The sequence below is a fragment of the Pseudomonas grandcourensis genome (assembly GCF_039909015.1).
GTDB lineage: Bacteria > Pseudomonadota > Gammaproteobacteria > Pseudomonadales > Pseudomonadaceae > Aquipseudomonas > Aquipseudomonas grandcourensis.
The window spans coordinates 37583-64404 of the sequence record NZ_CP150919.1; the positions used below are offsets into that span (position 1 = coordinate 37583).

The following is a 26822-nucleotide window of genomic DNA, read 5'->3' on the forward strand; positions in this document are numbered from 1 at the left end:
GCATACTCCGCCTATACGGTGTGGCAGGTGCTTGAACTGCCAGTACGCGGGAGCGAACTGATTGAGGCGGTGAACAGGGGCTTACCGTGCGCGATGCTTCAACGCCTCGCCGCTTGGCTAGTTATCCCCTTGGCGGCAGGACTGCAATGTGTGGGTATCTCACCGTCGACCTGGCGGCGGCGCGTTCAAGCCGGGTGTTTAAGCGTTCAAGAGAGTGACCGGCTCTATCGCTTCGTGTCGGTACTTGATCGGGCGATTGAGCTCTTTGAGGGCGATAAGGCAGCGGCTTATGCTTGGCTCCGACGACCCCAGCGAGGATTGGCCGGCGACAGTGCCATCGACTTGCTCGTGACTTCCGTTGGAACTGAAGCGATCCGCGAGCTGATCGGACGGCTAGAGCATGGCGTAACGCCATAGCGGGATCAACGTGAGCCATGTCTCGGATAGTGGCGCTGGCCGGGCTGGCCCCACACCCGGAGTGGTTTTCTGCTGTTCATCAAGCAAAGTCCAGTCGGCTCGCTAACCGTAGAAAATGTGAAACAAAATGTGCAGCAGGCTATTGAATAATGCAGAAAATCGCCCGCGCTACAAGGGTTTCGTTCTTTTCGATTATGTGAAGGCAACCATGTTTTTTGAACCCACATGGGGACGATGACGGTGGTTGCGTAGTTGCATCGACTTGACCCTCATTTGCATTCCGCCTGACCAGCAGTTGCATTCGTATTGTCTAGTGAAACACCTTCAAAGCCACTTAAAGTTAGGTGGACACCATCGCCTCAAGCGACGGCGTCAGGAAGGTGTATTGTCCGAGCGGTTACGGTCAGTTTTCAATCAGCGCCGAAAGACCGGGAGCCTCACGCGGGTATCCGAGCGAGGTGTATTACCCGATAAAGCGCAGCCAAATTTTTGCTTATTGGCTGTCAACGGCCTCGGTTACATCTAACCAAACGCTGAACCCTGGCTCCTCATAAACGCGCCTGTACAGCTCAAAGGCGCGCTGTTCAACGGCCCGCTCAAATGCTTTGGCGCGATCAAGATTCCAGAATCGATTGTCCTTTCCGGGAGGTGGGAGGCATTCCGCCCAAAGATCTTGATGCTGGGGATTGATAGCGCTTGCTTCTAATAGTTCGGCTGCTGTTGCCTGCCGATCAGCAAGCGCTCCGAGAGCTTCTTCCGTGGTCTCGGCTATTAATCGAAGCTTTCGGGCAGGCGACGCAGCACCGTCGCTGCGGTTGTCACTGCTGCCCCAGACCCGGATGTTCCCGATGCTGTTGCCGATGACGCCTGCTTGTTCGCAATAATCGATAAAGCGCGCGCCGGGCTTCGCACCTGTCCATCCGCTCCAATCATTAGCGGGAAGGATATGGTCGTAATCGTAAGGCGTATCTTCATCGCGTCTGGCAATGGGGTCACCCGGCAGCCTTGCCACATAGCTACGTTGCAGCCAGAGCAGGATCGAATGTCGGTGATTCCATGGCGCATGCCATCGCCGCCAGAATTCGCACAGCAGACGATCCGCCGTGTCATCTGGCTTGGGAAAAAACCGTGACTCTCCACGGGCTTTTGCTGAGCTGAGATTGGCGGGCGTATCTGTCAGTTCGGGGCGTTGACTCAGGGTAGCCGGGCTGTGTAACGCATGGCCCGCAGAGGCTTGGACTATGGCCTTCATAATCTTTTGGCCCGTATCGTCTTCGTGTGAGGTGTGCTCAGCGATGATTCGGTAAGCCACAAGGCTGGCTTTGTTTTGATCATGTACGCAAAGCCACCAGTACAACACCAAGCGTAAAACATCACGGCGCCTCGCCTCATCACGTGGTATTCCGTGTGTCTCTAGATAGCCAGCCTGAGACAGCCGCAGCAGCACCTGTACCAGTTGGCGAGAAAGACATGGCAAGGCATGGCGTGGCAGACCTGGATCCGCGCCATTGCGGTATTCAAGGCATTGCAGGGTAAGGTCGAACCACCTTTTCATTTGGTTTTCAGTGAGCAGCGGCAGCAGCGAATCCAGAAAACCTTCACGCTTGATTAGACGATGGAATTGCTCTTTGCTCGGGTTTACCGGGTCGGTGCGCTGTTCTTTTTCACCGGGACTCCATGCCGCAGCAGCCAGGCGCAGTGCGCTCATGGCTAGACCGGTAGGACTCATCAGGCTGGCAACGCTTGCCTGGTCAGATCCTCCACGATGCCCGTGCAGTCGTGTGACCATTTCATGCACTTCAGGGCGTAGGTGCTTGAGGATCGCGTACACGTAATCATGGTCAGAAAGGGGTGTGGCATTGGAGCCGATACGCTTGAACAGTAGTGCCAAGGGCGGCTCGGTGGTGTCGTGGAACTCTGTAGTAAATAGTCGGTTGTTCAGGCGTATGAGCGGGATCTGAGCAGCATGAATCCGCTCCAGACCAGTTGCGAGCTCGTCGATGCGTTGCTCAACCAGGGTTTGATGTTTGGTTCCCAGTGAGGCCCAGATGCTCGTTGAATCAATTGAAGGCGCCTTCTGGGCTTTCAGATGCTCCAGTACTTTGTGCCTCCAGACCTGCGCATCATTGAACTCATGCCACCACTGCATCAGATCGCGCAGATCCAGAGGCAGCGATGGCTGGTTACACCAAGGCCGAGTGCCTTGAAAGTCGGGAAGTTGATAGCTTTGCGTTTTAGCTGATTCAGGTTGCGTTGTCAGCCATTCGGTCTGAGCCTTGCGTCTCTCGGCCAAAGACAATTTTGAATTGGGGTTGTCGCGGGCAAAGCCAAAAGGCTGGTTTCGGGTGGTGACACGCATACGAAAGTGCTCGCCGCTGCGCGGCGTATCCGCAAAGTCCACCCATAGACGATGTGAGATAGGGGTGCCTGCGGGTAGGGGCCAACCTGCTAGCATGGCGAGAGTGCGCTGCTGTCCGTCGACCAGGCCCAAGCTGCCGCCAGCTGCTTCTATCGCGGCGGTTTGTCCAGTCAGCGGTATGCTTTTAACGTTTTTGCCCAGTTCGCTGACCAGCAACGCACCAATAGGTAGTCCCTGTAACAGGGTGTCCCATAGTTCGAAAATTTGCGCGGGCTTCCAGACAAAACCGCGTTGAATCATGGGCAGAGAGACTTGCCACTCTTGAGCCTTGTTACCAGCTGCCCAGTCGAGCCATTGGCGGAGGGTCACTACACGGATGTTTTGTTGTTCGTCAGCGGGATTAAAGAAAATCAAAGCTCTCACGTCCTGTGTCATTTTCTGAAGGCAGCTTTAAGGCGTGTCAGAGCGCCTATTACGTGTGGATTCCACGGCCACTTGGACAGGCAGTCGGATCCAAGCGAGGCAGGTTTGTGCTGTAGCTTTCGTAGTGCTGGCGCACATGTTTTCCGAATAAGTGACGGGTTGTAGGCTGCAAAGGGCCCACATGGCATGCCATCGCGGCGGCTGGCACTGAATCTTTCTTGACGGTGGCGATTTCTCCGCGCAGGACTACTGAACGAAAAAACATCATTATGAGTTTAATCGTTCGACTGATTGGCCGAGGTGCCGGCTGCTCTAAAACCATCAATCTCGAGCGAATCAGCGTTGTAAATATCCTTTCCCCACCATGAACAATCCGACTCGATAGATCCCCCTAATTCCGTATCGCGGGTAAACGCTATCTTTCTGGAGCCAATGTAATCAAGGGCAATGAGCGCGGGCTCCTCTGGATTGCAGATTGCCAAATGCAACCAGTCACCTTTATCAAACGCTCCACCAAACTGGAAAGCTATATACGCCAGCATTTCATAGGTTGGGGTGCTTTCGGGAAAAATGAACCAGATATTCGGGGTCACTTCCCGTCGCGCACATGCCAAGTCGTACAGTTCGAATGCAATCGCCAACGGCTGTTTCGAAGCCCCACCCACACGAGGGAAAATGGCGGCGAATGGTTGATCATCGCGTGTCACAACGAAGGCTGGGGAGGTGTACTGGCGCGCCTTGGATTGTTTGTAAATCCGTCCACCAGCCGCACCAAAAAACGCCGGGCCGGCTTTGGCAATTGCATCCGCACACTGGCGCTCATGTTGACTGGTGATTTTGCGTGTGTTGTCTCGGCCAATCACCGCCTGTGCCATGGGGTTAACTGCTTTGAGTTGGCTAAATAGCTCCTCCAACTCCGGCAACGTTATCTGGTTGGCAATGACAGCTTTCAGGTGCTTCTTGGCAGTGTCTGCCGAGAGGCGCGCAATTTTTTCCAGGGTTTCGACCTGGACATAGCTACACAGAATCGCCTCGGCAGAGAGGTTGTTCATCTCGCTGTCGAGGAAACGGCCCGCCTTCATCACGCGAGCAAAGGATTGGTCTTTCATGCCCAACTTTTCAGCATGCTTCCGCGTGACCTCTGCCCGACTGTGTCCTGCGGCAAGCCCACTCAACAAATCTTCCGTGGCTTCACGGTAGGCCTGAAACCAGGCCGTATTAACCTTCCGTCCCATCCTGATCCTCAGCCCCTTCACTCCGGAAGGTGGCGCTATACGCCTTGAAATTGTTGCTAGAACCTAATCTATCTTGACAGGGACGGTCAACCTTGGGTATACCTTTAATAGATGCTGGTTTACCATCAATTTGAGGCTAAGTGAGATGCTACGTGAAAACGCTGGACGTTGCCTGCGATGTAGCTCGAGGCGCCCACCTAGGTACTTGATGTCACGCCTAGGTGAAACCTTGTGCCATGAGGTTCCTAAAGGGTTCTGTCATCGCTGCTTTCGCAACGGGTTCCAGGGCATGAACTCAGTCAATGGAGAGTGAAGAAAAGCATGAAGCGAAGTTTTGAGTCCGAGGCAGTTGCTCGGGACGTCTCGAGAAGGGTCAAGCGAGGTAATCGCTGCCATGTCTTCAGCTCAGTGAAAAATCCGGGCCAGACCATCGCGGCAGAAAGCTTTTTAGAGCGTGACATAGGCTTTTTGATTGAGCTTGATCCGCGCATCCTGCGTTTCCTTGAGCAGCCGTTCACGCTGGAACTGAATACCGGTCAGGAACTGCCCTCGCGCAAGGCTTTCGTTCCCCGACCAGGGATTACACCTTGCTTCTACACACCTGATTTTCTCTGTCAGTTAGCTGATGGGGTGCGCGTTGTAATTGAAGTGAAGTCGACGGCACTGCTCGACAAGGAGCTCGATAAGTTAAGGAGAGCAAAGGACGTTCTGGAGAGCCTGGGCTACCGCTTCACCATTCTCACCGAGAACGATTTGAACCCTCAGCTCTTGTCGAATATCCAGTACCTGAAATGCGTCTCAGCACCCTACCTTCAAGATGAGCTGCCCAGTGTCCTTGATACCCTGAGTACGGCGGCTACTGAGCGCGAATGCTGGACGGCTAAAGATCTGGCTCGGACAACCCGGATGGGATCGTTTGGCATTGCCATCGCCGTGTTTCACGGAATATTCCATGCAGACCTCAACCACGATTTGTTTGCGCCGGATACCCAGTTGTTCGCATCGCTTGGCGATCTCTCGCATCTGCAGGTGTTGCCCCTATGAACGCTCTTAAGGTTGATTCGCTTGTTAGGTCTGGCGACTCACTGATGCGGGTTACTGCGGTCAAACCCCAACATACGCAAGTGATATTGGAAGGCGCGTCGGGGGAAACCCTGATCTATCAGTTCGACGACTTCAATAATAAGGTGGCTCGCGGTGAGTTATGTCCAATTTTTGAGGAAAGCGCAGCCAACGCTCAACTGCCGGTTCGCTCACTCACTCAACATGAACGGCAGGTTTTGGATAGTCGCCTGAACATGGTCAATGAGGTGAAAAAACTTCAGACGCAAGGCTGTTCTTGGAAGGATATAAATGACCACCTTCTCACGCTCTTTGGCAGCAATACGCCCTCGGTGCGGACAATTCAACGTTGGCTTGAACGAGCAAATCTAAGCGTGGGTGTTGAGGCGTTGGCCCCTTATTTTTCAAATCGAGGGCGGCTACCGACGTGCCTGAATATCGATATCAGTAACGTCATCGTTGACGAGCTGGAAAAATGGTATATATCGACTGATCGTTTCAAAGCCGGCCAAATTACCCTGGCAATTAATGTTCGACTACGCGCCAAATGTGAGGAGTTAGGCATTCAATTTACGGGGGTTTCCAGGCGTACGATTACACGCTATATCGCAAGTTTTGCTATGTCGGATTTAGCGCGTGGACGTCTTGATCCTCGAACGCTACGTCAGGCGCTCAAAGGTGCCTTTAGTTACCTAAGTGTCGAGCGTCCGTACCAACGAGTTGAATTGGATGCAACGCCGTTAGATATATTTGCGGTTGATAGCCTTCGAAAAATAATCGGAAAGCCAACGCTTTATTTGGTTGTTGATTGCGCCACAAGGTGTGTTATTGGTATCCATTTGACGATTCAGTCGGAAAGTCAGATTGGACTGCTGAGAACGCTTACTTCAATGTTCGAGCCCAAAGACAAAGCTTACATGGAGAGGTATAACTTAGAACGCTCATTGCCGGCACCGAGTATGTTTAATTGTCTGGTTGTCGATAATTCGGCTGCTCACCATGGTGATGCGATGAGGCGTGCTGTCGTGTATTTGGGAGCGCTCGTTGAGTTTACTCAAGCGAGAGCGCCACAGCAAAAACCGTTTGTGGAAAGAAAGTTTGGTACGCTTAAAACTGGCCTGATTGAGATGCTTTGTGGTGCAACAAAATCTCAAGAACCACTGGAAGACGAGGCGTTGGGGCGCGCCATGCGTGACGCTTGTTATACGCTTGAGGAACTGGAAGGGCTGATAATTAGGTGGGTCGCAGAAGTGTACATGGATAGACCGATTGAAAGCCTCAATCAGCGTTTTGGTCATCCTTGTTCACCACGGAGGGCGATGCAATTATTAACTGAAAAATACCCGCTGTTGCCTCCACCAACGCCACAGGCCTTTGAACGAGCTTGCCTTAACTTTAGTTCGAAGCCGGTGCGGTTAACCGAAGACGGCGTGCGGTTTGGTGGGTTCCAATTTAATAGTGATGCTCTGTATGAACTGTTCATGGCCTCTTCGGTTAAATCTTGGGTCGAGGTCAGAAGTCATCCGTTGGATGTCTCGAAAGTGTATGTGGTAGATCCTCGAGACCAAAAAAGGTTGGTGATGGCTGACAATAAACTTACAGGGTTGCCGGTAATGAGCTTTGAAACGGCAAAAGCTATCCGTAAGAGTCATTACAAATCAGACGCTGAGTTGAGTGCGGAGGACTATGTGCAGTCCCATGTTAAATTAATGGAAGATGTTTATCAAAGTAACCAGTCGAAAAAACTGTCGATTAAAAGGAGTGCTGTAAGGACACTCGAGAAACAAGATGCGTCTCGTACAATTTCACGGAGTACGCACGTTGAAGCCGTTATGCCTGATCCTGTTGAAGGCCAAGCATTGCCTGAGTTGGCGCCAGTTGCGACTCGCAAAAAAGGAGCCCGGCCATGAAATTTCTGTCCGCTCAGGAGGTGCTGATGCATGCACACTTTTCTGCAGCATATGATCGGGCGCATCAGGTTGTGGCGAGAGGGCTTGAGGGCGAGAATCTGATCCTGATGATGCTGGCCCCTACTCGAACGGGGAAGAGCGAGCTGATCAGGCTGCTGCAAGCTGATCATCCATCCTTCACATCGGAGGGACGTAGATCCATTCCAGTTTTACGGGTGGCAACGCCAGTCAATCCCACCCGTAAGTCCTTGCCTGAAGCTATGTTGGCTTCCTTGGATCCGCGTAAATATGGACGTGGCTCGGCGGAGCAACTGACTCAGCGCGCTTGCGGGCTAATCGAGCTCGCAGGCACGCGTGTCGTCATTTTTGATGAAATCCAACACTTTATTGAGCGGCCCTCACGCGCGTTGGCGCGCGAGGTGGCTGACTGGTTGAAGCTCCTTAGCGAGGAGATGGGGTTGACCATCCTCATGCTCGGTTTGCCGTCCGCCCGAGCGATATTTGCGGGCAATGAGCAACTCCGAGATCGTGCCGAAGCAGTGCATTATCTCTACCCGTATCGGTGGAATGACCCACAAGAGCGAGCGCTGTTCCAAAACTGTGTGTTAACCCTGTGCGGGGCTCTGACACAAGCTGGCTGGCACGTCCCAGATGTTAAGAGCCTGGATTTCATCCGCCGCCTGTACGCATCCACTCAGGGGCGTATCGGCATGCTGATCAAACTGTTCTGTGCGGCTGAAGCCAATGCAAAGGCGCTTCGATTGGATCTCTCGACGTTCTCCGGTGCTTACGCGAAAAGCATTGGTACCGGGCTTATAGATTGCAATCCGTTTGACCCAGGTTCGCAACTGGATGACAGCGTGTTGGTACAAGCTTATGTGAAAGTCCTAACAGAAGCACAGATGCCATTACCCAAAGCCTCCCTGATCGGGTTACAGGCTGGGAGGGGCTGGTCATGACGTTGATGATTGTTTTAAGTCCCCATGAACAGGAAACCTTGCATGGCTACCTGATGCGCCTGGCATCTGGGAACCTATTGCCATCAGTAGACTCATTGCTCAAGCCTACTCGAATCAAACCTCGGCAAGCTTATACGCTTGTGCAACTCGAAAAAATCGCCGCTGAATTCGGTCTGAATTTGGGGGCCTTGACTATTCGTAACCCTGCACCTGGGCATACCGAGCCGCTCCTGAACCAACGCTTTCAGAGAGCTCTGTCGAGTCCTGTCTGTCCTCTGTGCTTGGGAGCGCAGCCTTACCTGAAAATGGCCTGGTCACATGACTTGCTAACGGCTTGCACAGAGCATGGCACTCGGCTGATTGACCAGTGTCCGAATTGCTCAACGCCTCTTTCGCTTCAGAGAGGCAAAGTGGATCTATGTGAAAACTGTGGTTTTCATTTGGCGTGTGCCCCGTCAGTGCCAGCTGACGAAAGCGAGTTGGCGATTTCGGCGCTGCTGTCTTCGACCGTGCATCCTGCCAGACGTCTGTTGCCTGGTGAGCTTGGCCACGGGCAAGCGCCCTCTACTATTGGTGAGTTTCTTTGCTTTCTGGCGGCCCACATTCAGCCGGGCGCAGAGGGCCAGGAAAAATCGCGGAAGGTTCCCAAACCCACTTCGCTGCAAGAGTCGCGTGCGGTTGTGGATAGATTATGGATGGTGCTTGGGATCTGGCCACAAACTCTGCAGCAGTTAGTCATCGCCAATATCGAAAGCGGCACCGGGCCGGGATTGAAGAAGCGCCTTGGAAGCTGGTACGGCATGCTTCACAAGGAGTTCGCGGATCCGGCTTATAGTTTTTTTCGTGAGGAGCTTACGTCGATCATCGTCCAAAACTTCGACGGACATATCAATCTGCGGCTCCGTACTCTCAGCCCCGCCACACAGGACGAAAAAGCTTGGTTATCGGCAGCAGAAGCCGCGCGGTTTCTGGGGGGTGGCGAGCAAATTCTTGCCACTTTGGTGATTAATAGCGAGATCGAAGGGCGTGTGCATGTCGTAGGAAAAAATCGCTACGTCGCGGTCGAGAGAACCGTAATCGAACAACTGGCTTCGGTACGAAGAGCCCACTTGTCAGCGACCGACGCCCGCAAACGTCTCGGTGTGTCCAAAGTCTTTTTTGAGCGTTTCATTCAAGCTGGAGCGCTCAAGCGTCTCGCCAAAGTTGACCGACCACCCCTTGTGACTGGGGAATACCGCCTTGAGGATGTGGATGCCGTAATCAGTTTATTGATCAAGCAGACCTTGCACATTGCGATTCCGCCTGAGCAGACGGTGGGTATCCTGGATATTTCCGGAAAGCATGGTGTTTCAAACGACCGAGTTTGTTCGATCCTGCAAGATATTCTTCATGGTGTATTGAGACCTGTCGCGTTGGTCTCTGGGATGCCCGGTATTTCCGGTTTACGTTTCAACCGCCGCGATATTCACGAGCGGCTGGATGAAGTGCAACGTGATCCCGTACTGCTGATCACCGACCTGGTGCGTATCTCTGGTTGGAAGCATGAGTCCATTAAGGCCTGGATTGAGGGGGGATTTCTAAAGGCCGTGCAGGAGAAACGCGGCACGCGCTTAGTCACGGTAATCCCTGTCTCTTCCTTGATTCGCTTCATGTCGCAGTACGCGGTGCTCGCTGACCTTGCCCGGCGCGCCAATAGCAAATCCAATTGGATACTTGAGTCGTTACGTCCCGCCAAGATTCACGCAGCGGTAGCGCCAGTGACAGGCACAGGCGTCACGCGTGGAGTTCTGCTTAGCGTGGACGAGTTGCTGAAAGGGGCTCAGCTGAGAACACTGCCCCTATTTGCTGATATTGCCGATGCGTTTTGTGCCGCTCCATCGCAAGCCGCTTGAGGACATCGAAAATGAGGCCATGCAGTCGGTACCTTGAGCTCAGGCTTGCTGCAGCAATGCGTCATCCTTTTAACGCCGTAGCAACCGCTTTGCTGACGCAGGTCGAAATTATCTCATGCTGCGCTATCGGAGTTGTGCATCGGCATGTTTTAGCTGGAGGAGGCATGTTTGAAGACGGGCACCGTATCCGAACTTCAGATATCTGCAAGGTGGAGAACGACGGGCTGTATTGGGCACTTTGTACGGTCAGTGGCAGCCGATATGTGATTGTCACATTCAAACGGCCTGGAGGACGGAGGTCATTGAATGATTTTTTGAAAGTGCTTACAGGTGGTTTTTACCCCACACCGAGGCGACTTCAATAGCCCTCCAAGGGGAGAGAATTGATGAGGGACTCACTATGCAGAGCAATGGCATGGGCATGAACTCATAAAGGTACTGCTGGTTGATCGATAGCAGGCACCTCCACAACATTTGTAAATGTGAGTTTTTCCCTGCGGTTGGTGCTAACAGACTTCATCTAATCGATGTTCGAAAAAACAGTGAGGCTCGTTCAATTATGCGCGCGCCTTCGATATCCCAGTTAGTCGATGGAGGTGTGTAATGCAAGAACTCAACGCGATTGTTGACCTACTCCATGGAGAGGGTACGACGATGCTCGGGCACGAGTTGTCCGATGAAGATGCTGTTGCACGAGTTCGCGAGCAGTTTCCACGCCAGCCTTTCTGCTTGGTGCGTCACTGGATTTGGATCGACCTTGTTCTACCGGATATGGTGCGAGACGAATTTGAACAAATGGGCCAGCAAGCGGTGATGCTTTTTGCCCACCAGGTTGTATTGGATAGCCGTGGCCGGTTCTGTTCTGGCAGTTGGGTGCGTAGTACACCTTTGGTGGCATTTAGCGATGGCTGTTTTTTTCAAACGGTCAACACAGTTTATGTGTTGCTTGGTCATGGCGTACGCAAGAGCGCTGAGCTTTCAACCATGATCAAAATTTTCTAACCACGGAGTCCAGTCGCTCCTCCTCCCCCAGGCTTCTCTTTTGGGTGATGCCGATGATGGATTCAACTCGGAGCGACACTGACATCTGTGGGCGTAACACGAGAGTGCCGGTATTTGGCGAGCAGTTCAGCATCCTTCAGGCCTCATGGGGATACGGGGCTGAGCACGAGGGTGTGCTATCGCGTGCACTTTTGTGAGTTCAGTTTTCCAGCACTTTAATTGCGCTTCAACGTGAGCACCAGCTCATCAGCATTTCGATGATGAGTGCCCTGCTGATGACCAAGTGTTTGGCCGTGTGGGGCTCGATGACTTTCGGGGGCAGTCCTAAGGGCAGATGCTTCGACGTTATGGGAGGCCGGCTTTTCGGATGCTTTGGATCTTTAGTTGTAGCGCTTTTTTAGCTAATCATGGGAGATATGCCGATGCGTATTCACCTACTGTCAGATTTGCACCATGAGTTCCGCCCTTTTGTGCCAGAAGTGGTGGATGCCGACGTAGTCATCTTGGCGGGTGACATTGATGTCAAAGCGCGCGGCGTGGCATGGGCCAAGCAAGCCTTTTCCTGCCCGGTACTCTATGTGCCAGGCAATCATGAGTTTTACGGTGGGCACCTGAACAACACCCTGCTGAAGATGAGGCTGGCAAGCGATGAGCGGGTACGGGTTCTTGATCGCGATGAGGTCATCATCGGTGGTGTGCGTTTTCTCGGTGCAACGATGTGGACAGATTTTACCGCGACGGGAAACCAATCTGTGGCGTCCATGCAGGCACAGCACGCGATGAATGATTTTCGGCAGATCCGCACCGATAACTATCGGCGCATTCGCCCGGTCGACTTGGTCGAGCAGTCTGTCAAAACACGTGATTGGCTTTGTTCAAAGATGGCTGAGCCGCACGAAGGGCTTACAGTGATGATCACGCACCATGCGCCGACGTTGCTCTCACTGGCGGGGATTTCGCACGCAGGAACCCACCTGGATGCAGCATATGCAAATCCTTGGGAAGACCTCATGAGTGATTCGATAGCCCTATGGGTGCATGGTCATTCTCATGCTGCTGTTGACTACAACATTGCGGGTACACGGGTGGTTTGCAATCCAAGGGGGTATCCGGGTCAAGATACGGGGTTCATTTCCAGTCTTGTGATCACCCTCTAGGCCTGTTGCCGTTTCATATGGGTAGAGGTTGTAGTGGGGAAACTGTACTGCTGACTATAAGCCGCTTTCGGGTTTGGAATCGCCGAATCTAATGCGGCTCTCATGGGCGAGCAAGGTACGATGCTTCATGCGGGCTTAAGGTGGGAAAGACCGTTTGTCGTTGGCATTGCCGAGGGGTGTGGACATCTGGGGCAATGTGCACAACCCCCAACATTGCTGCAAGGACGATGGAGCCGTTCAGGGGTGGAGTGATTCGGAAGGATCCATTCAGAACATTAAAGGATCAATTCAGTCATCGGTCAGAAGAGGCCAACATGGTCGATGGAGATGACTTGATAAACTCGTTCATCACAGACCAGATTGGTGGAGCATGAAATCAGTCGCATCTGACGCTGAGATCGCTGTACTTGGAAAAGCGTTTGTTCGAGCCGGCGAAGGGCTGGGGCTTGATGACACTGAGTTATCAGCTGTCTTAGACGTGCATGTTTCCACGATGCTGCTACTACGCCATGGACATGAACGGCTTCAACCGGGCACCGAAGCGTGGAGCCGAGCCCTGCTTTTGGTTGAGTTGTATCAGTCATTGCTCGCGGTGGTAGGCAATGAGCGAAATGCTAGAAGCTGGCTAAGCAGCGAGAACCATGGTCTGTGTAGTCGTCCACGCGATCTCATCGCATTCCGAACAGGGCTCGAGCAGGTTGTCAAATATCTGGCCGCTGCTCGCTCGCTCATCTAACACGTCCGCTTAAGCCAGTCAGGTGTTCATCCGTAGATGATCAGTAAGGTAGTTCCTCGGGTTGTACGAAGTTGAGCGCCAGGCGCGGGACATGAGCGATGAGGATCGCTGGCGAATACGCCAGGAAAAGGCAGCACCGATAATCGAAGCGTTCCACGAATGGATGTTGGCCCAGCGAGATCTAGTGCCCAATGGATCAGCGACGGCCAAAGCTCTGGATTACAGCCTTAAACGCTGGGTAGCGCTGAGGCGCTACCTCGACGACGGGGCTGTGCCCATCGACATTAATTAAGTAGAGAACCAGATCAGGCCATGGGCTCTTGGGCGCTCGAGCTGGCTGTTTGCTGGATCACTACTCAGCGGAAAACGGGCGGCGGCGATCATGAGCCTGATCCAGACTGCGCGCATGAACGGACATGATCCGTATGCTTATCTGAAGGATGTTTTAACTCGTCTGCCGACGCAGCGGGCAAGTGAGATTGATCAACTGCTGCCGCATCAGTGGATGTCGGCCTGAGTCACGCAAGGTGACTTCGGCGGACGCTTACGCTGGAGTGGAATTGCGGTTCAGTTATGAATCCATTGCGAGCCGAAATTAGTGCTGTTAAATTGGATTTTTCACGCCGGATTGGCCAAGTGCCATTATAGGGATTTAGTATGAGTCAGAACGATAAGATCTTTGAAAACCTTGAAAGAGAAATTGCCAGCTCTTCAGATATTGACGAGTCGACGAAAAATAAGTTGTTGCAGAATGTCCTTGCGCTGAAAAGTCAAAAGCTAAACATTATGATTACTGGCGCTACGGGCGCTGGGAAAAGCTCTACTATCAATGCCCTGTTTAATACCGATATAGCAAAAGTCGGGACAGGAGTTGATCCTGAAACGATGGATATTACGCGTTACGAGCTTAATAATCTCGTTCTGTGGGATAGCCCTGGTCTGGGCGATGGCAAGGAAAAAGATAATCTCCATGCTAAGAATATTATTGCGAAGCTCAATGAGCTGGATTCAAAGAGTCGGCCATTAATTGATTTGGTGCTTGTTATTGTTGATGGCAGTACTAGGGATTTGGGAACGTCTTACGAGCTAATTAATAGCGTGATTATCCCTAATCTGGGTGCCAATCCAAGCAGTAGAATACTGGTGGGCATTAACCAAGCGGATAACGCTCGAAAAGGGCGTGATACTTGGGACTATGATTTGAATAAACCAACTCCTGAAACTGAGGCGTTTCTTCAGGATAAGGTGCGATCTGTAAATGCTAGGATCAAAGAGGCTACAAATGTAGATGTCGAACCCGTATTTTATGCGGCGGGGTATAAGGAAGGTAATGAGGCACAAAATCCTTATAACCTATCAAAGCTTCTATATATGATTGTCAATAAAGTACCGAAGGCTAAGCGAGCGGTGCTTGCTAACGACAATATCTCGAAAAAAGAAGAGATGTGGACGGATAATGATGATATCAAAAATTATAATGTTGAAATAAAGAAAAGCTTAATGGAGTCGATTGTAGATACGGCTTCGGTGGGAGTTGATCTTGGTCGTAATGTTGGTAAGCTTTTTGGTAAAACGGGCGAGGCTATAGGTGGAGTCATCGGCGGTGTCGCTGGTGCTGCTGTGGGGTTATTCAAAAGTCTGTTTGGTTTTTAGTTATGTACCTTGACTATAAACTCTCGGAGTTTTCCGGGAGAATAAATCGGATGGGTATCCGGCCTTTGGATGTCATGCTTACCGGCAGTACTGGGGCGGGGAAGTCGAGTACGATAAATGCATTGTTTTCTGAGTCGGTAGCAAAGGTTGGTAAGGGTGTTGATCCTGAGACTATGGACTTGGATTGGTATAGCGTACATGATTATCTACGGGTCTGGGATACGCCAGGTTTGGGCGATGGGATTGCGAGTGATAAACAACACTCAAAAAAAATTATAGATCTTTTGTACAAGGCTTATTCTAGAGATGGTGTGAGTTTTGGATTTGTGGACTTGGCCTTAGTCATAGTTGATGGATCAAGTCGAGACTTAGGTACAGCGTATAAGCTGATAAATGAGATTCTAATTCCAAATTTTCAGGCTGATAGAATAATTGTTGCGATCAATCAGGCAGATGTAGCTATGAAGGGGCGCCATTGGAATCTCTTCACCAATGCACCTGATGATGAGGCTAGAAATTTTTTGGATGAAAAAGCGCTATCAGTTAAAAACAGAGTTGCCGAGGCTACTGGGGTTAAGATAAAGACGCCTATCTGTTACTCTGCCGAATATGGATACAATGTTTCCGCTTTAATGGATGCGCTTATAGAAGCAGTTCCTGAAAAAAGGCGAACTCTTAAGGCCGCTTGATATTATTGTGGTTTTCTATAGTTATATGGAAAACCACTTTTCATGACTATTGAATCTAAAGTTTGATATTCATATTTCTTTTCTATTAGCGTGCTGTTACTTGAGATGCTTTGCGCTTTCAGCTGCGCAATACCCGCTCGTCGGGTCTTGTTAAATGCTTCCTCTTACTATCTTTTCGCTCCAAACATATAAGATCGGTCGCGCATTTCGTAATGCTAGGAAGGTGGTTGGTAATCGAGCGTTCCAATGCGCGTACGGAGCCGAAACTGCCATGCGTAAAAATACGGAATGTCGGTTAAAGCCACTTAGCCATGTTCATCCAGGACGTTACGCTAAACTGATCGTTCTAGCGTTACGGGCAGAGCTTGGCGCAACCCTCCACGCAGTCAAACCGTTGATGAAGTTGACGATTACCAATGAGGAGGCCATGAGGAATTGGCTGACTGGCGCCAGCGACCCGAGAGTGAGTATCTTGCTGTCTTGATTCAGCATTCAGATTTTGCCCTGATCACCTTTCTACTTCATGGCGAACCGAAAGCCTGTATTGGCTATGTAGTGGTCTGCCTTCGTTGAGGGAAAGCCCTTGAAGGCCAAGGCCGGAGAGGGGAATGATGCCTGCCTGAGCTAGCCAAAATGGTTATGGCTTGACGGTAAGTTTTGCTATGCAGAGCTTGTGCTCGTTGGTTAGGTTAATGAATGGGTTCCCTACCAGCAGCGTTTGTGACTAGAAATGCCGCGTTGGGATGCCTTGGAAGGGGGCTCGCGGAACTGAAGGCTCCCGTATTTCCATAGGTTCTGGATGAAGCCCTATGACAGACTCTGATCTTTTGGTGAGGTTGCGGGCTGAAAATGCTCGGCTGATTGCGTTACTGGAAGCTAATTCTATTGATTGGCGCCCGGTTGGCCAGCCGATAAAAATTCAAGCATCTTCGGTTGGGCTGCGTACGCAGCAACTTGACACCGATGCCAAGCTCGCGCTCTTTCAACGCTTGTTCCGAGGCCGAATCGACGTCTTTCCGATTCGCTGGGAGAGCAAGCTCGGTAAGTCAGGCTACTCCCCTGCTTGTGCCAACGAGTGGCGTCCAGGTATTTGTCATAAACCGCGAATTAAGTGTGGCGATTGTAGCCATCGCCAGCTGATACCACTGACCAACGAAGTGCTTTATAGACATCTCGCGGGCGAAGTCGTTATTGGCGTTTACCCTTTGCTGCTTGATGACACCTGCCATTTTCTTGCCGTGGACTTTGACGAGGCCGAGTGGCGCAAGGACGTGCTTGCTTTTGCCCAGTCCTGCCGCGAGCTGGGAGTACCCGTGGCTTTGGAGGTTTCTCGTTCGGGTAATGGTGCGCATGCATGGGTTTTCTTCGCGAAGAATGTCCAGGCTCAGGAGGCACGGCGACTGGGGACGGCAATCATCAGTCATACCTGCGCTCGCACTCGGCAATTAAAACTGAGTTCCTATGACCGACTCTTTCCTAATCAGGACAGAATGCCCAAAGGTGGTTTCGGCAACCTGATTGCCCTACCCCTGCAGAAAAAGGCCCGTGAGCAGGGCGGTAGTGTATTTGTGGATGATGCACTTGAGCCTTATTTCGACCAATGGGCCTTTCTAGCCAGTATCCAACCAATGCCAATACAGGATATCGAGCCGACTATCGTACGCGCCATTGGGCACAGCCACCCGCTGGATGTCACCTTCGTCGCAGAAGAAGACCAGCAGGAGCCTTGGAAGACAAAACCGAACTCGCAGAAGTTGTCCTGCCCGTTGCCGAAGTCGCTGACGGTCACGCTGGCTAACCTGGCCTACTTCGAAAAATCTGAATTACCACAACCATTGGCTAACCGGTTGATCAGGTTGGCAGCGTTTCAGAACCCGGAGTTTTACAAGGCTCAGGCAATGCGTCTGCCTGTTTGGAACAAACCTCGGATCATTGGTTGCGCAGAAAACTTCCCCAAGCACATCGCCTTGCCTCGTGGTTGCCTGGATGCCGCCATGGAACTATTGAGCGAGAACGGTATAGCGCTCATTGTCCACGATGAGCGCTTCGTAGGAGAGCCACTAGACCTCAACTTTACCGGCACCTTGCGACAGGATCAGCAGACTGCTGTGGATGTGATGCTTGAACATGATGCTGGCATTTTGTGTGCACCGACTGCGTTCGGCAAAACGGTGGCCGCCGCCGCGCTGATCGCGCGACGAGGCGTTAATACGTTGGTGTTGGTGCATCGCACCGAGTTACTCCGGCAATGGCAGGAGCGTTTGCAGGCTTTTCTTGGTGTCGATAAACGCATCGTCGGCACCATTGGCGGTGGAAAAGCCAAACCGACCGGAGTCATTGATATTGCCGTGATGCAGTCATTGTCACGCCAGGGCGAGGTTAGCGAAGTGGTGAAGAAGTATGGGCAGATTATCGTCGACGAGTGCCATCACCTGTCGGCATTTTCGTTCGAGGCGATCCTGAAGAGCGCCCCCGCTAAATATTTGCTCGGCCTGACCGCAACCCCGATCCGTCGTGATGGGCAGCAGCCCATAATATTCATGCAGTGTGGGCCGATTCGACACACGGCAAGCAGGCCGGAAAGCGCACCGCATGATTTGATGGTGGAAACTCGTTTGCTACCAAACCAGATCAATCTGTTCGAGGGTGCGGGTATTCAGGAGGTGTTCCGGTATCTCGCCAACGATGCCGGGCGCACGGAAAGAATCATTTCTGAAGTGGAAGCGGCCTTCACCCAAGGTCGTAAGGTTTTAGTGTTAACAGAACGAACTGATCATGTGAGCGTCATTGAAGCGGCATTGACCGGGCGTGTGCAGAATCTATTCACCCTGCATGGGCGGATGTCGAAAAAGCAGCGTTCAGCGCTTATGACAGAGCTGGAGGCGCTAACACCAGAGGTACCTCGGGTATTGCTGGCCACAGGCAAGCTGGTGGGTGAAGGCTTTGATCATCCTCCGTTGGACACATTGGTACTGGCAATGCCGATCTCCTGGAAAGGCACACTTCAGCAGTACGCAGGACGACTGCACCGGGAGCATGCGAGCAAAGCCGACGTGCGCATCATCGATTTCATTGACGCTGGACATCCTGCATTGCTGCGGATGTGGGATAAGCGCCAGAGTGGGTATAGAGCAATGGGTTACCGATTGGCAGATGCTTCCGATTCGATGGAGCTATTTTGAGCTGAGTGAGGTGCGATGCTTCATGCGGGTTTAAGGTGGGACAGACCGTTTGTCGTTGGTGACGCAGGAGGGTGTTCTCAGTAGATGATCAATGAAGTAGTCTGATAAAGTTGACATGTTGTCAAAACCGCTTAAATTATCAGTACTCAGTTATGTACTGTTGGTATTTAAAACACGTTCACGACTCTCGTATTAACTAGAGTTCGGTTGCGACATTTATTCCGGCCAAAGTGCTAGGAAATGACATTTATTATGAATCAAATACGACAATATTTATGCCAAATATGATCGTAAGTCATTGATTTGTCAGTGATTTGGCATGACATTTAATGTGCCCATCGACAATTCCGGTCGATGCCAACGAAAAGGCCAACGCATTGCGTTGGCCTTTTTTAATGCCTGCGTTTCACTCGCGCGCCCCCGCCACACTCTCCAACCGATACCCATACCCATAAATCGTCAGCAACTGCCAACCGCGATCCGCCGTCAGCCCAAGCTTGTTGCGCAGGCGATAGATGTGGGTGTCCAGCGGCCGGGACGACGACATCTCTTCATGGGGCCAGAATCGTTCGTACAGGTAATCCCGCGACAGCGGTCGGCCGAGGTTGCTGAACAGGCAATGCGCCAGGCGGTATTCGCGTTCGGTCATGACGATCGGTTTGCCGTCGCGAGTGATGGTCAGTTCGGCATCATCGAAAACCAGGTCATTGAAGCTCAATCCTTCGGCCGCCGCTCGCTGCTGGCCATGCCGGCGCAGGACCGCACCAACACGGGCTTTCAGTTCATTGGGGCGGAACGGTTTGCTGACGTAGTCATCGGCGCCGGCATTCAGGGCCTGAACGATATCGCTTTCGCCGTCGCGACTGGTCAGCATGATTGCCGCGGGCGGCGCTTCCATGTGTTCGCGGGTCCAGAGCAGCAATGACAAGCCCGTGAGGTCGGGCAGTTGCCAGTCGAGTATCAGCAGGTCGAAAGTTTCCCTACGCAGTTGGCGCAACAGGTCTTCACCCCGTTCGAAGCTGTACAGCGACCACGGCTGCTCTCCGGCTTCGGCCATCTGTTGCAGGGTTTGTTCGACCCGTCGCAGTTCGGCGGGCTCATCGTCCAGTATCGCAACGCGCATACAGGGTGATTCCTTGTCGCTTGGGCAGCTCTTTATCGACGATAGCGGCTCAATCGATACAGCGAAAGCAAGCGGCCCGCCGTTGGTCGTGGCGTCCGCTATGATTCTTTGAGTCGAAACCTCAGGCGTAGGAATCATGAAACCGTTTACCCCGCCCTGCCCTGTTGGCCATGTTTGACCAACGCCGCCATGAAAGCCGAGGGCCCAGCCAGGTACAGCGATTGTTTCGGCAATTGGTGCGAGAGTGGTTGTGGATAAGTCTCGTGCTGTTGCCGCTGACGACGTTGCTGTCCTATCGCGTGCAAATCAACCTGGGCGATGTATCCCCAGGCTTGAGCGCAGGGCTTTCCCTTGGTCTGGTGACGTGCGTGCTCGGGTTGTTGCTGTGGCGCCCACGCCTGGCGCTCTGGTTGACGCTCACGGGGATGGCTTGTGCGTTGCTGACCAGTGCCGGCCTTGCGGAGTTCAAGCGCTGGTGGTGGTCACCGACGCCTGCGGTGCTGGGGATGCTGTTTGGTTATCTGATCTGGAACTGGCGGCGCCTCAGTGTGGTGCTGACCTATTTCGGTTGGGAATTGGCGCGGCTGGACAGCGAGCCGAAAGTGTTTCCGGAGCGCCGTCGTGCCCAGTATTCCGGTGACGACAGTTTGCAGAAGCAAATCATGGCGCTGGAACAAGCCATGAGCCTGACCCGCGATACCCACCGATTCATCGCCGATGGCCTGGAGTACTTGCCGGTGGCCACGTTGATCAGCGATCCCCAAGGACAGATTCTGCTCGGCAACCGCAAGGCCCGCGACCTGTTTGGTGGGAATCTGGTCGGCGATGATGTGCTCGGGCGACTTAAACAGCTAGGGTATCCGGATTTGAGTCATGGGCCGGGCTCGTCTTTATCGACACTGCCGCTGCTGGAGTTTCGCGACCTCAAGGAGCGCAGCCTGCGCCTGGAGCGTGCCGAGTTGTTGCCGGCAGACGGTGATGCTCCGGTCGGCTGGCTATGGAACCTGACTGATTTGAGTGTGGAGCGCGATGCGGAGGAGCAGCGCGCGGTCCTGTTACGCTTTCTGTCCCACGACCTGCGGGCGCCTCACTCGGCCATCCTCGCGTTGCTCGACGTCCACCGTCATCAGGTGGGCGGTGATTTGCAACTCTTTGATCAAATCGAACTCCAGGTACGCCGGGCCCTGGAACTGACTGACGGTTTCGTACAACTGGCGAGGGCCGAGTCCGAGGCTTATCAGTTCCAGCCAAGCCTGTTTGCGATGCTGGTGCTGGATGTGTTCGACCAAGCGCTGCCCATCGCGCAGCAGAAACAGATCGAACTGGTCCATCAAGTGGAAGAGGAAGCCCAGGAAAGTCTGGTTCTTGCGGATCAGGCGCTGCTGACCCGGGCGTTGTTCAATTTGCTGGAAAATGCCATCAAGTACAGTGTTTCAGGTACTCGTATCCGTTTGCACGTCAGTCAACGCGACGGCTGGCTGATCTGTGAGCTCATCGATCAGGGCAAAGGCATCGCCGCTGAGGAGTTACCCGAACTGTTCAGCCAATACCGACACTTTTCTTCCGCCCAGGGTATCGATGGCGTGGGGCTGGGATTATCGATGGTCAAAGCCGTTGTGGATCGGCACGGCGGGCGAATCGAGTGTCAGAGCGAGGTGGGTCGGGGGCACGACATTCAGGCTGCAATTTCCACTGTTTACAGAATGAAAGCGAGCGACCCAGGTCGCCCTGTCATGTCGACAGTCTGTGATTGTTCCTGGCATAAAAAAACCGGCTATATCAGCCGGTTTTTTTACGTCCGAAAAAAACTTATGCACGTTTTTATGGTTTTTATCTCTCTGAGAAATATGTAAAAAAATCATAAACTTACGTACAAATAACGACGGTTTTCAAGGAAACGGTACACAGGTTATCCACAGAATCTCAGACAGCCACCTGATCGTTTGAAACCGGCGCTTGCGGAGCCGGTGGCAGCGAGCCCATTTCCCGTTGCATCTGCTCATTCCACGCCTGAACCCGGTCGTTCAATTCGGCAATGGCTCGCGGTCCGGTGCCTGCGGCATACATCGGCTCGCCAATGATCACAGTGATGACGCCCTGCTTCTTCGCCCAACCGGTTTTCGGCCAGAACTTGCCTGCGTTGTGCGCAATCGGCAGCACCGGCAATTCGGCGTTGACCGCCAAGGCACTGCCACCGCGCGAGAACTTTCCGACGGTGCCGAAAGGAACGCGCGTGCCTTCGGGGAAGATCAGCACCCAGACATTGTCCTTGAGCAACTCATCACCTTTTTGTGCCACATGCTTGAGTGCGGCTTTCGGGTTGCCGCGATCGATGGCGATCGGTCGCAGCATGGCCATGGCCCAACCGAAGAACGGCACATAGAGCAATTCACGTTTGAGCACCTGGCTCAGCGGTGAGAAGTAGGCCGAGAGAAAGAACGTCTCCCAGGTACTCTGGTGGTTTGACTGAATGACGCAAGGCCGTTCAGGTACGTTCTCGGCGCCCTTCACTTCGTAGCGGATGCCAAGAAATACTTTGCTCAGCCACAGGGCGCAGCGGCACCAGTACACGTTGATGAAGCGATAACGTGCCTTGAAGGGCAGAAACGGCGCGATAAAAAAGCTCAGGCTGCACCACAGCAAGGAGCTGGTGCCCAGCAGCAGGTAAAAGAGGAAGGTTCTGATGGCCTGCAGTATCGACATGGTGACGTTTACCGTTGCGGGCAATGCCCGCCTATGTAAAGCGCACTTCCCTATCATCCTTTGCCAGGAAATTCAGAAGCGCACACTTAGTTAAGTGCATTTGTGCACAAGTTCTGCGGCAATCGCCGCCAGATCGTCAAAAATCAATGTGCCTACCGGTAGGGTCTTGCCCAAAGTCTTTTCGCCTTTCCCGGTCTTTACCAAAACTGGCTGTGAATCGACGGCTTTGGCGGCTTCCAGGTCACCAAGGCTGTCGCCGACGAACCAGAGATTGGTCAGCGACACGTTGTAATGAGCGGCGATGGTTTTCAACATCCCGGGTTTCGGCTTGCGGCAATCGCAGCCTTCGTCCGGCCCGTGCGGGCAGTAGACGATCAGCCCGACTTCACCGCCCTGCTCCGCCACCAGCGCGCGCAAGCGCTCGTGCATGGCATCCAGTGTGGCGAGGTCGTAATAGCCGCGAGCGATGCCCGACTGGTTGGTGGCGACTGCTACCGTCCAGCCGGCCTTGCTCAACTGCGCGATGGCTTCGATCGAGCCGGGGAGTGGAATCCACTCCTCCACCGACTTGATGTAAGCGTCGGAGTCGTAATTGATCACTCCGTCCCGATCGAGAATCAGCAGCTTCAACAGCAATCCCTCAACCCAGCAGCGAAATGTCGGCAACGCCGAGGAACAAACCACGCAGACGCGCCAGCAACGCATAACGGTTGGCGCGGACTTTTGCGTCCTCCGCGTTGACCATCACGGCTTCGAAGAACGCATCCACCGGCTCGCGCAGTGCAGCCAGGCGTGCCAGGGATTCGCTGTACTGACGCGAGGCGGCCATTGGCTGTACAGCCTGGTCAGCCTGCTGGATCGCCGAGTACAGGGAGAACTCGTTGGCGTTGTCGAAGTACTTGGCTTCCACGACTGTCGGAACGGAGCCTTCGACCTTGCTCAGCAAGTTCGACACGCGTTTGTTCACGGCGGCCAGGGCCGCGGCTTCCGGCAGTTTGCGGAAGGCCTGTACCGCTTGCACGCGCTGGTCGAAGTCCAGGGCTGAACCCGGCTTCAGGGCACGTACCGACAGGTAGGTCGCAACATCGACACCTTCGTCTTCGTAACGGGCACGCAGGCGGTCGAAGATGAACTCCAGCACCGAATCGTTCAGGCCGGCAGCCTTGACCTTGGTACCGAACGCATTCACAGCGAAGGCCACCGCGTCGTTCAGGTCCAGATCCAGTTGCTTCTCGATCAGGATACGCAACACGCCCAGTGCGGCACGGCGCAGGGCGTACGGGTCTTTGCTGCCGGTCGGCAGCATGCCGATACCGAAGATACCCACTAGGGTGTCGAGCTTGTCGGCAATGGCCACGGCCGCACCGGTCAGGGTGCTTGGCAGTTCAGCGCCGGCACCGCGCGGCATGTACTGCTCGTTCAGCGCCAGTGCGACATCTTCCGGCTCGCCGTCATTGAGGGCGTAGTAGTAACCGGCGACACCTTGCATCTCCGGGAACTCGCCGACCATCTCGGTCGACAGGTCGCACTTGGACAGCAGGCCTGCGCGAGCAGCCCACGCAGCGTTGCCGCCAATGCGCGTCGCGATGTAGGCGGCGAGTTTGGAAACGCGCTCGGCCTTGTCGTAGACGCTGCCGAGTTTTTCCTGGAACACCACGTTCTGCAGGCGCAGGTTGAAGTCTTCGAGCTTCTGCTTCTTGTCTTGCTTGAAGAAGAACTCGGCGTCGGTCAGGCGTGGGCGAACCACTTTCTCGTTACCGGCGATGATCTGTTGCGGGTCTTTGCTCTCGATGTTGGCCACGGTAATGAAACGTGGCAGCAACTTGCCGTCGGCATCCAGCAGGCAGAAGTACTTCTGGTTGTCCTGCATGGTGGTGATCAGGGCTTCCTGCGGCACGTCGAGGAAGCGTTCCTCGAACGAGCACACCAGCGGCACTGGCCACTCGACCAGTGCGGTCACTTCATCGAGCAGCGCTGGCGGAACGATTGCCGTGCCTTCCTGACGGGTGGCGAGCTCTTCAGTGCGCTTGCTGATGATCTCGCGACGCTCGTTGGCATCGGCCAGCACGTAGGCGGCACGCAGGTCGGCCAGGTAGCTGGACGGCGAACCGATGCGCACGTTTTCCGGGTGATGGAAGCGGTGGCCACGGGAGTCGCGGCCGGCCTTCTGGGCGAGGATGGTGCAATCGATGACCTGGTCACCGAGCAGCATCACCAGCCACTGGGTCGGACGAACGAACTCTTCCTTGCGCGCGCCCCAACGCATGCGTTTCGGGATCGGCAAGTCGTTCAGGGAATCTTCGACGATGGTCGGCAGCAGGCTCGCGGTCGCCTTGCCGGCGATGCTCTGGCTGTAGCGCAGTTTCGGGCCGCTCTGATCGATTTCGCTCAGGTCGACGCCGCACTTCTTGGCAAAGCCCAGTGCTGCCTGGGTCGGGTTGCCTTCGGCATCGAACGCGGCCTGACGTGGCGGGCCGTCGAGGTTGATGCTGCGATCCGGCTGCTGGGTGGCCAGTGCGGTGATCAGCACGGCCAGGCGACGCGGCGCGGCGTAGACGGTTTTGGTCTCGTAGTTCAGGCCGGCAGCTTGCAGGCCCTTGTCGATACCGGCGAGGAACGCCTCGGCCAGGGTGTTCAGGGCTTTGGGTGGCAGTTCTTCAGTGCCCAGTTCAACCAGAAAATCCAGAGCACTCATTGTGCAGCCTCCAGCTTGGCCAGTACTTCATCACGCAGGTCCGGGGTCGCCATCGGGAAGCCCAGTTTGGCGCGAGCCAGCAGGTAGGCTTGCGCAACGGAACGCGCCAGGGTGCGTACACGCAGGATGTATTGCTGACGCGCGGTCACCGAGATCGCCCGGCGCGCATCCAGCAGGTTGAAGGTGTGGGAAGCTTTCAACACCATTTCGTAGCTCGGCAACGGCAGCGGCTGGTCGAGTTCGATCAGGCGCTTGGCTTCGCTTTCGTAGAAATCGAACAGTTCGAACAGCTTGTCGACGTTGGCGTGTTCGAAGTTGTAAGTGGACTGCTCCACTTCGTTCTGGTGGAACACGTCGCCGTAGGTCACTTTGCCCATCGGGCCGTCAGCCCAGACCAGGTCGTAGACCGAATCCACGCCTTGCAGGTACATGGCCAGACGCTCGAGACCGTAGGTGATCTCGCCGGTCACCGGGTAGCACTCGATGCCGCCCGCTTGCTGGAAGTAGGTGAACTGGGTCACTTCCATGCCGTTGAGCCAGACTTCCCAGCCCAGACCCCAGGCGCCGAGGGTCGGCGATTCCCAGTTGTCTTCGACGAAGCGGATGTCGTGGACCAGCGGGTCCAGGCCGACGTGCTTGAGGGAGCCCAGGTACAGTTCCTGGAAGTTGTCCGGATTCGGCTTCAGGACCACCTGGAACTGGTAGTAGTGCTGCAGACGGTTCGGGTTTTCACCGTAGCGGCCGTCAGTCGGACGGCGGCTTGGCTGCACGTAGGCAGCGTTCCAGGTTTCCGGGCCGATGGCGCGCAGGAACGTTGCGGTGTGGAAAGTGCCGGCGCCTACTTCCATATCGTAGGGCTGAAGTACCACACAACCTTGCTCGGCCCAGTATTGCTGGAGGGCGAGGATCAAGTCTTGGAAGGTACGCACGGCTGGCGTAGGCTGGCTCACGAAATTCACCTGTTTCTTGGGCTGCGATTTAAAGAGCGGGAGTATACCCGATTCATTGCTGCGCACGCCCCCTGGAGCCTTATGCCACGCTGCTTTTGGTGTTCCGAAGATCCGCTGTACATGGCTTATCACGATCAGGAGTGGGGCACGCCGCTTCGGGATGCGCAGGGATTGTTCGAGTTGCTTTTACTCGAAGGGTTCCAGGCCGGGCTTTCCTGGATCACTGTGCTGCGCAAACGCGAGCATTATCGCCAGGTGATGTTCGGTTTTGATGTCCAGCGCGTGGCGCAGATGAGCGATGCCGAAATCGACGAACTGATGCTCGACCCAGGCATCATCCGCAACCGTCTCAAGCTCAACGCGGCCCGGCGCAATGCCCAGGCCTGGCTGGCGCTGGAGGACCCGGTGGCGTTTCTCTGGTCGTTTGTCGGTGGCGTGCCTGTGATCAATCATTTCAAGGATCGCAGCGAAGTCCCGGCCGTGACGCCGACCGCCGTGGAAATGAGCAAAGGCCTGAAAAAAGCCGGTTTCACGTTCGTCGGGCCAACCATTTGTTACGCGCTGATGCAGGCCTCGGGCATGGTCATGGATCACACCCGGGACTGCGACCGCTACGCGCAGTTGGCGAACGGCGGTTAGAATGGCCGCCTCGCGCACAGCACAAAATCAGGAGTG

At 54.1% G+C, this 26822-nt stretch carries 19 protein-coding genes and 2 pseudogenes; 14 read left to right on the top strand and 7 right to left on the bottom strand.

The features are described from left to right. The first annotated feature begins 27 nt into the window (after positions 1 to 27). Complete coding sequence (locus tag AABM52_RS00155) at positions 28 to 417, top strand: antitoxin Xre/MbcA/ParS toxin-binding domain-containing protein (protein WP_347909869.1); 390 nt, start codon at positions 28 to 30, stop codon at positions 415 to 417. Between the two features lie 493 nt (positions 418 to 910). Here the strand turns inward: AABM52_RS00155 and AABM52_RS00160 are convergent, their stop codons facing one another. Both AABM52_RS00160 and AABM52_RS00165 read right to left on the bottom strand, forming a co-directional pair. Then, positions 911 to 3199: a DUF262 domain-containing protein gene (locus tag AABM52_RS00160; RefSeq protein ID WP_347909870.1), complete on the bottom strand. Its 2289-nt coding sequence runs from the start codon at positions 3197 to 3199 to the stop codon at positions 911 to 913. 275 nt (positions 3200 to 3474) lie between these two features. Beyond that, complete coding sequence (locus AABM52_RS00165) at positions 3475 to 4434, bottom strand: hypothetical protein (protein ID WP_347909871.1); 960 nt, start codon at positions 4432 to 4434, stop codon at positions 3475 to 3477. Between the two features lie 321 nt (positions 4435 to 4755). Here AABM52_RS00165 and AABM52_RS00170 point away from each other — a divergent pair, with 321 nt between their 5' ends. The 11 genes and pseudogenes from AABM52_RS00170 to AABM52_RS00215 all read left to right on the top strand — a co-directional run bounded on the left by AABM52_RS00170 (position 4756) and on the right by AABM52_RS00215 (position 18676). Continuing rightward, positions 4756 to 5478, top strand: a complete 723-nt coding sequence (locus AABM52_RS00170; protein WP_347909872.1) for a TnsA endonuclease N-terminal domain-containing protein — start codon at positions 4756 to 4758, stop codon at positions 5476 to 5478. Next, a complete protein-coding gene (locus tag AABM52_RS00175; RefSeq protein ID WP_347909873.1) occupies positions 5475 to 7406 on the top strand; it encodes a Mu transposase C-terminal domain-containing protein in 1932 nt (643 codons plus the stop codon). The genes AABM52_RS00170 and AABM52_RS00175 overlap by 4 nt, the downstream gene beginning before the upstream one ends. Next, a complete protein-coding gene (locus tag AABM52_RS00180; protein WP_347909874.1) occupies positions 7403 to 8365 on the top strand; it encodes a TniB family NTP-binding protein in 963 nt (320 codons plus the stop codon). The genes AABM52_RS00175 and AABM52_RS00180 overlap by 4 nt, the downstream gene beginning before the upstream one ends. Next, complete coding sequence (locus tag AABM52_RS00185) at positions 8362 to 10257, top strand: TniQ family protein (protein WP_347909875.1); 1896 nt, start codon at positions 8362 to 8364, stop codon at positions 10255 to 10257. The genes AABM52_RS00180 and AABM52_RS00185 overlap by 4 nt, the downstream gene beginning before the upstream one ends. A 603-nt stretch (positions 10258 to 10860) precedes the next feature. Next, entirely contained in the window at positions 10861 to 11259 is a 399-nt protein-coding gene (locus tag AABM52_RS00190; RefSeq protein ID WP_347909877.1) for a hypothetical protein, read from the top strand. A gap of 422 nt (positions 11260 to 11681) precedes the next feature. After that, positions 11682 to 12416: a metallophosphoesterase gene (locus AABM52_RS00195; protein WP_347909878.1), complete on the top strand. Its 735-nt coding sequence runs from the start codon at positions 11682 to 11684 to the stop codon at positions 12414 to 12416. Positions 12417 to 12786: 370 nt separating this feature from the next. Further along, the gene (locus AABM52_RS30540) at positions 12787 to 13152 is read left to right on the top strand and encodes an antitoxin Xre/MbcA/ParS toxin-binding domain-containing protein (protein WP_367576101.1); all 366 of its coding nucleotides are present in this window, start codon (positions 12787 to 12789) and stop codon (positions 13150 to 13152) included. Between the two features lie 58 nt (positions 13153 to 13210). Then, positions 13211 to 13669: pseudogene (locus AABM52_RS00200) on the top strand (transposase); the annotation flags it as partial. 140 nt (positions 13670 to 13809) lie between these two features. Next, positions 13810 to 14805 carry a GTPase gene (locus AABM52_RS00205; RefSeq protein WP_347909879.1) on the top strand — a complete coding sequence of 332 codons (996 nt, stop codon included), beginning with the start codon at positions 13810 to 13812 and terminating at the stop codon, positions 14803 to 14805. Positions 14806 to 14855: 50 nt separating this feature from the next. Then, positions 14856 to 15494 carry a GTPase gene (locus AABM52_RS00210; RefSeq protein ID WP_347909880.1) on the top strand — a complete coding sequence of 213 codons (639 nt, stop codon included), beginning with the start codon at positions 14856 to 14858 and terminating at the stop codon, positions 15492 to 15494. 809 nt (positions 15495 to 16303) lie between these two features. After that, on the top strand, positions 16304 to 18676 hold the full coding sequence (locus tag AABM52_RS00215) for a DEAD/DEAH box helicase family protein (RefSeq protein ID WP_347909881.1): 2373 nt from the start codon (positions 16304 to 16306) through the stop codon (positions 18674 to 18676). Positions 18677 to 19082: 406 nt separating this feature from the next. Here the strand turns inward: AABM52_RS00215 and AABM52_RS00220 are convergent, their stop codons facing one another. Then, positions 19083 to 19799, bottom strand: a complete 717-nt coding sequence (locus tag AABM52_RS00220) for a response regulator transcription factor (RefSeq protein ID WP_347909882.1) — start codon at positions 19797 to 19799, stop codon at positions 19083 to 19085. A gap of 170 nt (positions 19800 to 19969) precedes the next feature. Here AABM52_RS00220 and AABM52_RS00225 point away from each other — a divergent pair. Further along, positions 19970 to 21506, top strand: a pseudogene (locus AABM52_RS00225) (sensor histidine kinase). A 216-nt stretch (positions 21507 to 21722) separates the two neighbouring features. Here AABM52_RS00225 and AABM52_RS00230 read toward each other — a convergent pair. The 4 genes from AABM52_RS00230 to glyQ form a co-directional block, all read right to left on the bottom strand. Then, positions 21723 to 22502 carry a 1-acyl-sn-glycerol-3-phosphate acyltransferase gene (locus AABM52_RS00230; protein WP_150728122.1) on the bottom strand — a complete coding sequence of 260 codons (780 nt, stop codon included), beginning with the start codon at positions 22500 to 22502 and terminating at the stop codon, positions 21723 to 21725. Positions 22503 to 22592: 90 nt separating this feature from the next. Beyond that, complete coding sequence (gene gmhB, locus AABM52_RS00235) at positions 22593 to 23138, bottom strand: D-glycero-beta-D-manno-heptose 1,7-bisphosphate 7-phosphatase (RefSeq protein ID WP_223459112.1); 546 nt, start codon at positions 23136 to 23138, stop codon at positions 22593 to 22595. Positions 23139 to 23142: 4 nt separating this feature from the next. Next, positions 23143 to 25197 carry a glycine--tRNA ligase subunit beta gene (glyS, locus tag AABM52_RS00240; RefSeq protein ID WP_347909883.1) on the bottom strand — a complete coding sequence of 685 codons (2055 nt, stop codon included), beginning with the start codon at positions 25195 to 25197 and terminating at the stop codon, positions 23143 to 23145. Continuing rightward, positions 25194 to 26147: a glycine--tRNA ligase subunit alpha gene (glyQ, locus tag AABM52_RS00245; RefSeq protein WP_025112261.1), complete on the bottom strand. Its 954-nt coding sequence runs from the start codon at positions 26145 to 26147 to the stop codon at positions 25194 to 25196. The genes glyS and glyQ overlap by 4 nt, the downstream gene beginning before the upstream one ends. An 81-nt stretch (positions 26148 to 26228) precedes the next feature. On the opposite strand from glyQ, the gene AABM52_RS00250 reads away from it, so the two are divergent. Continuing rightward, positions 26229 to 26786, top strand: coding sequence for a DNA-3-methyladenine glycosylase I (locus tag AABM52_RS00250; RefSeq protein WP_150728125.1), 558 nt, complete (start codon positions 26229 to 26231; stop codon positions 26784 to 26786). Positions 26787 to 26822 lie beyond the last annotated feature (36 nt).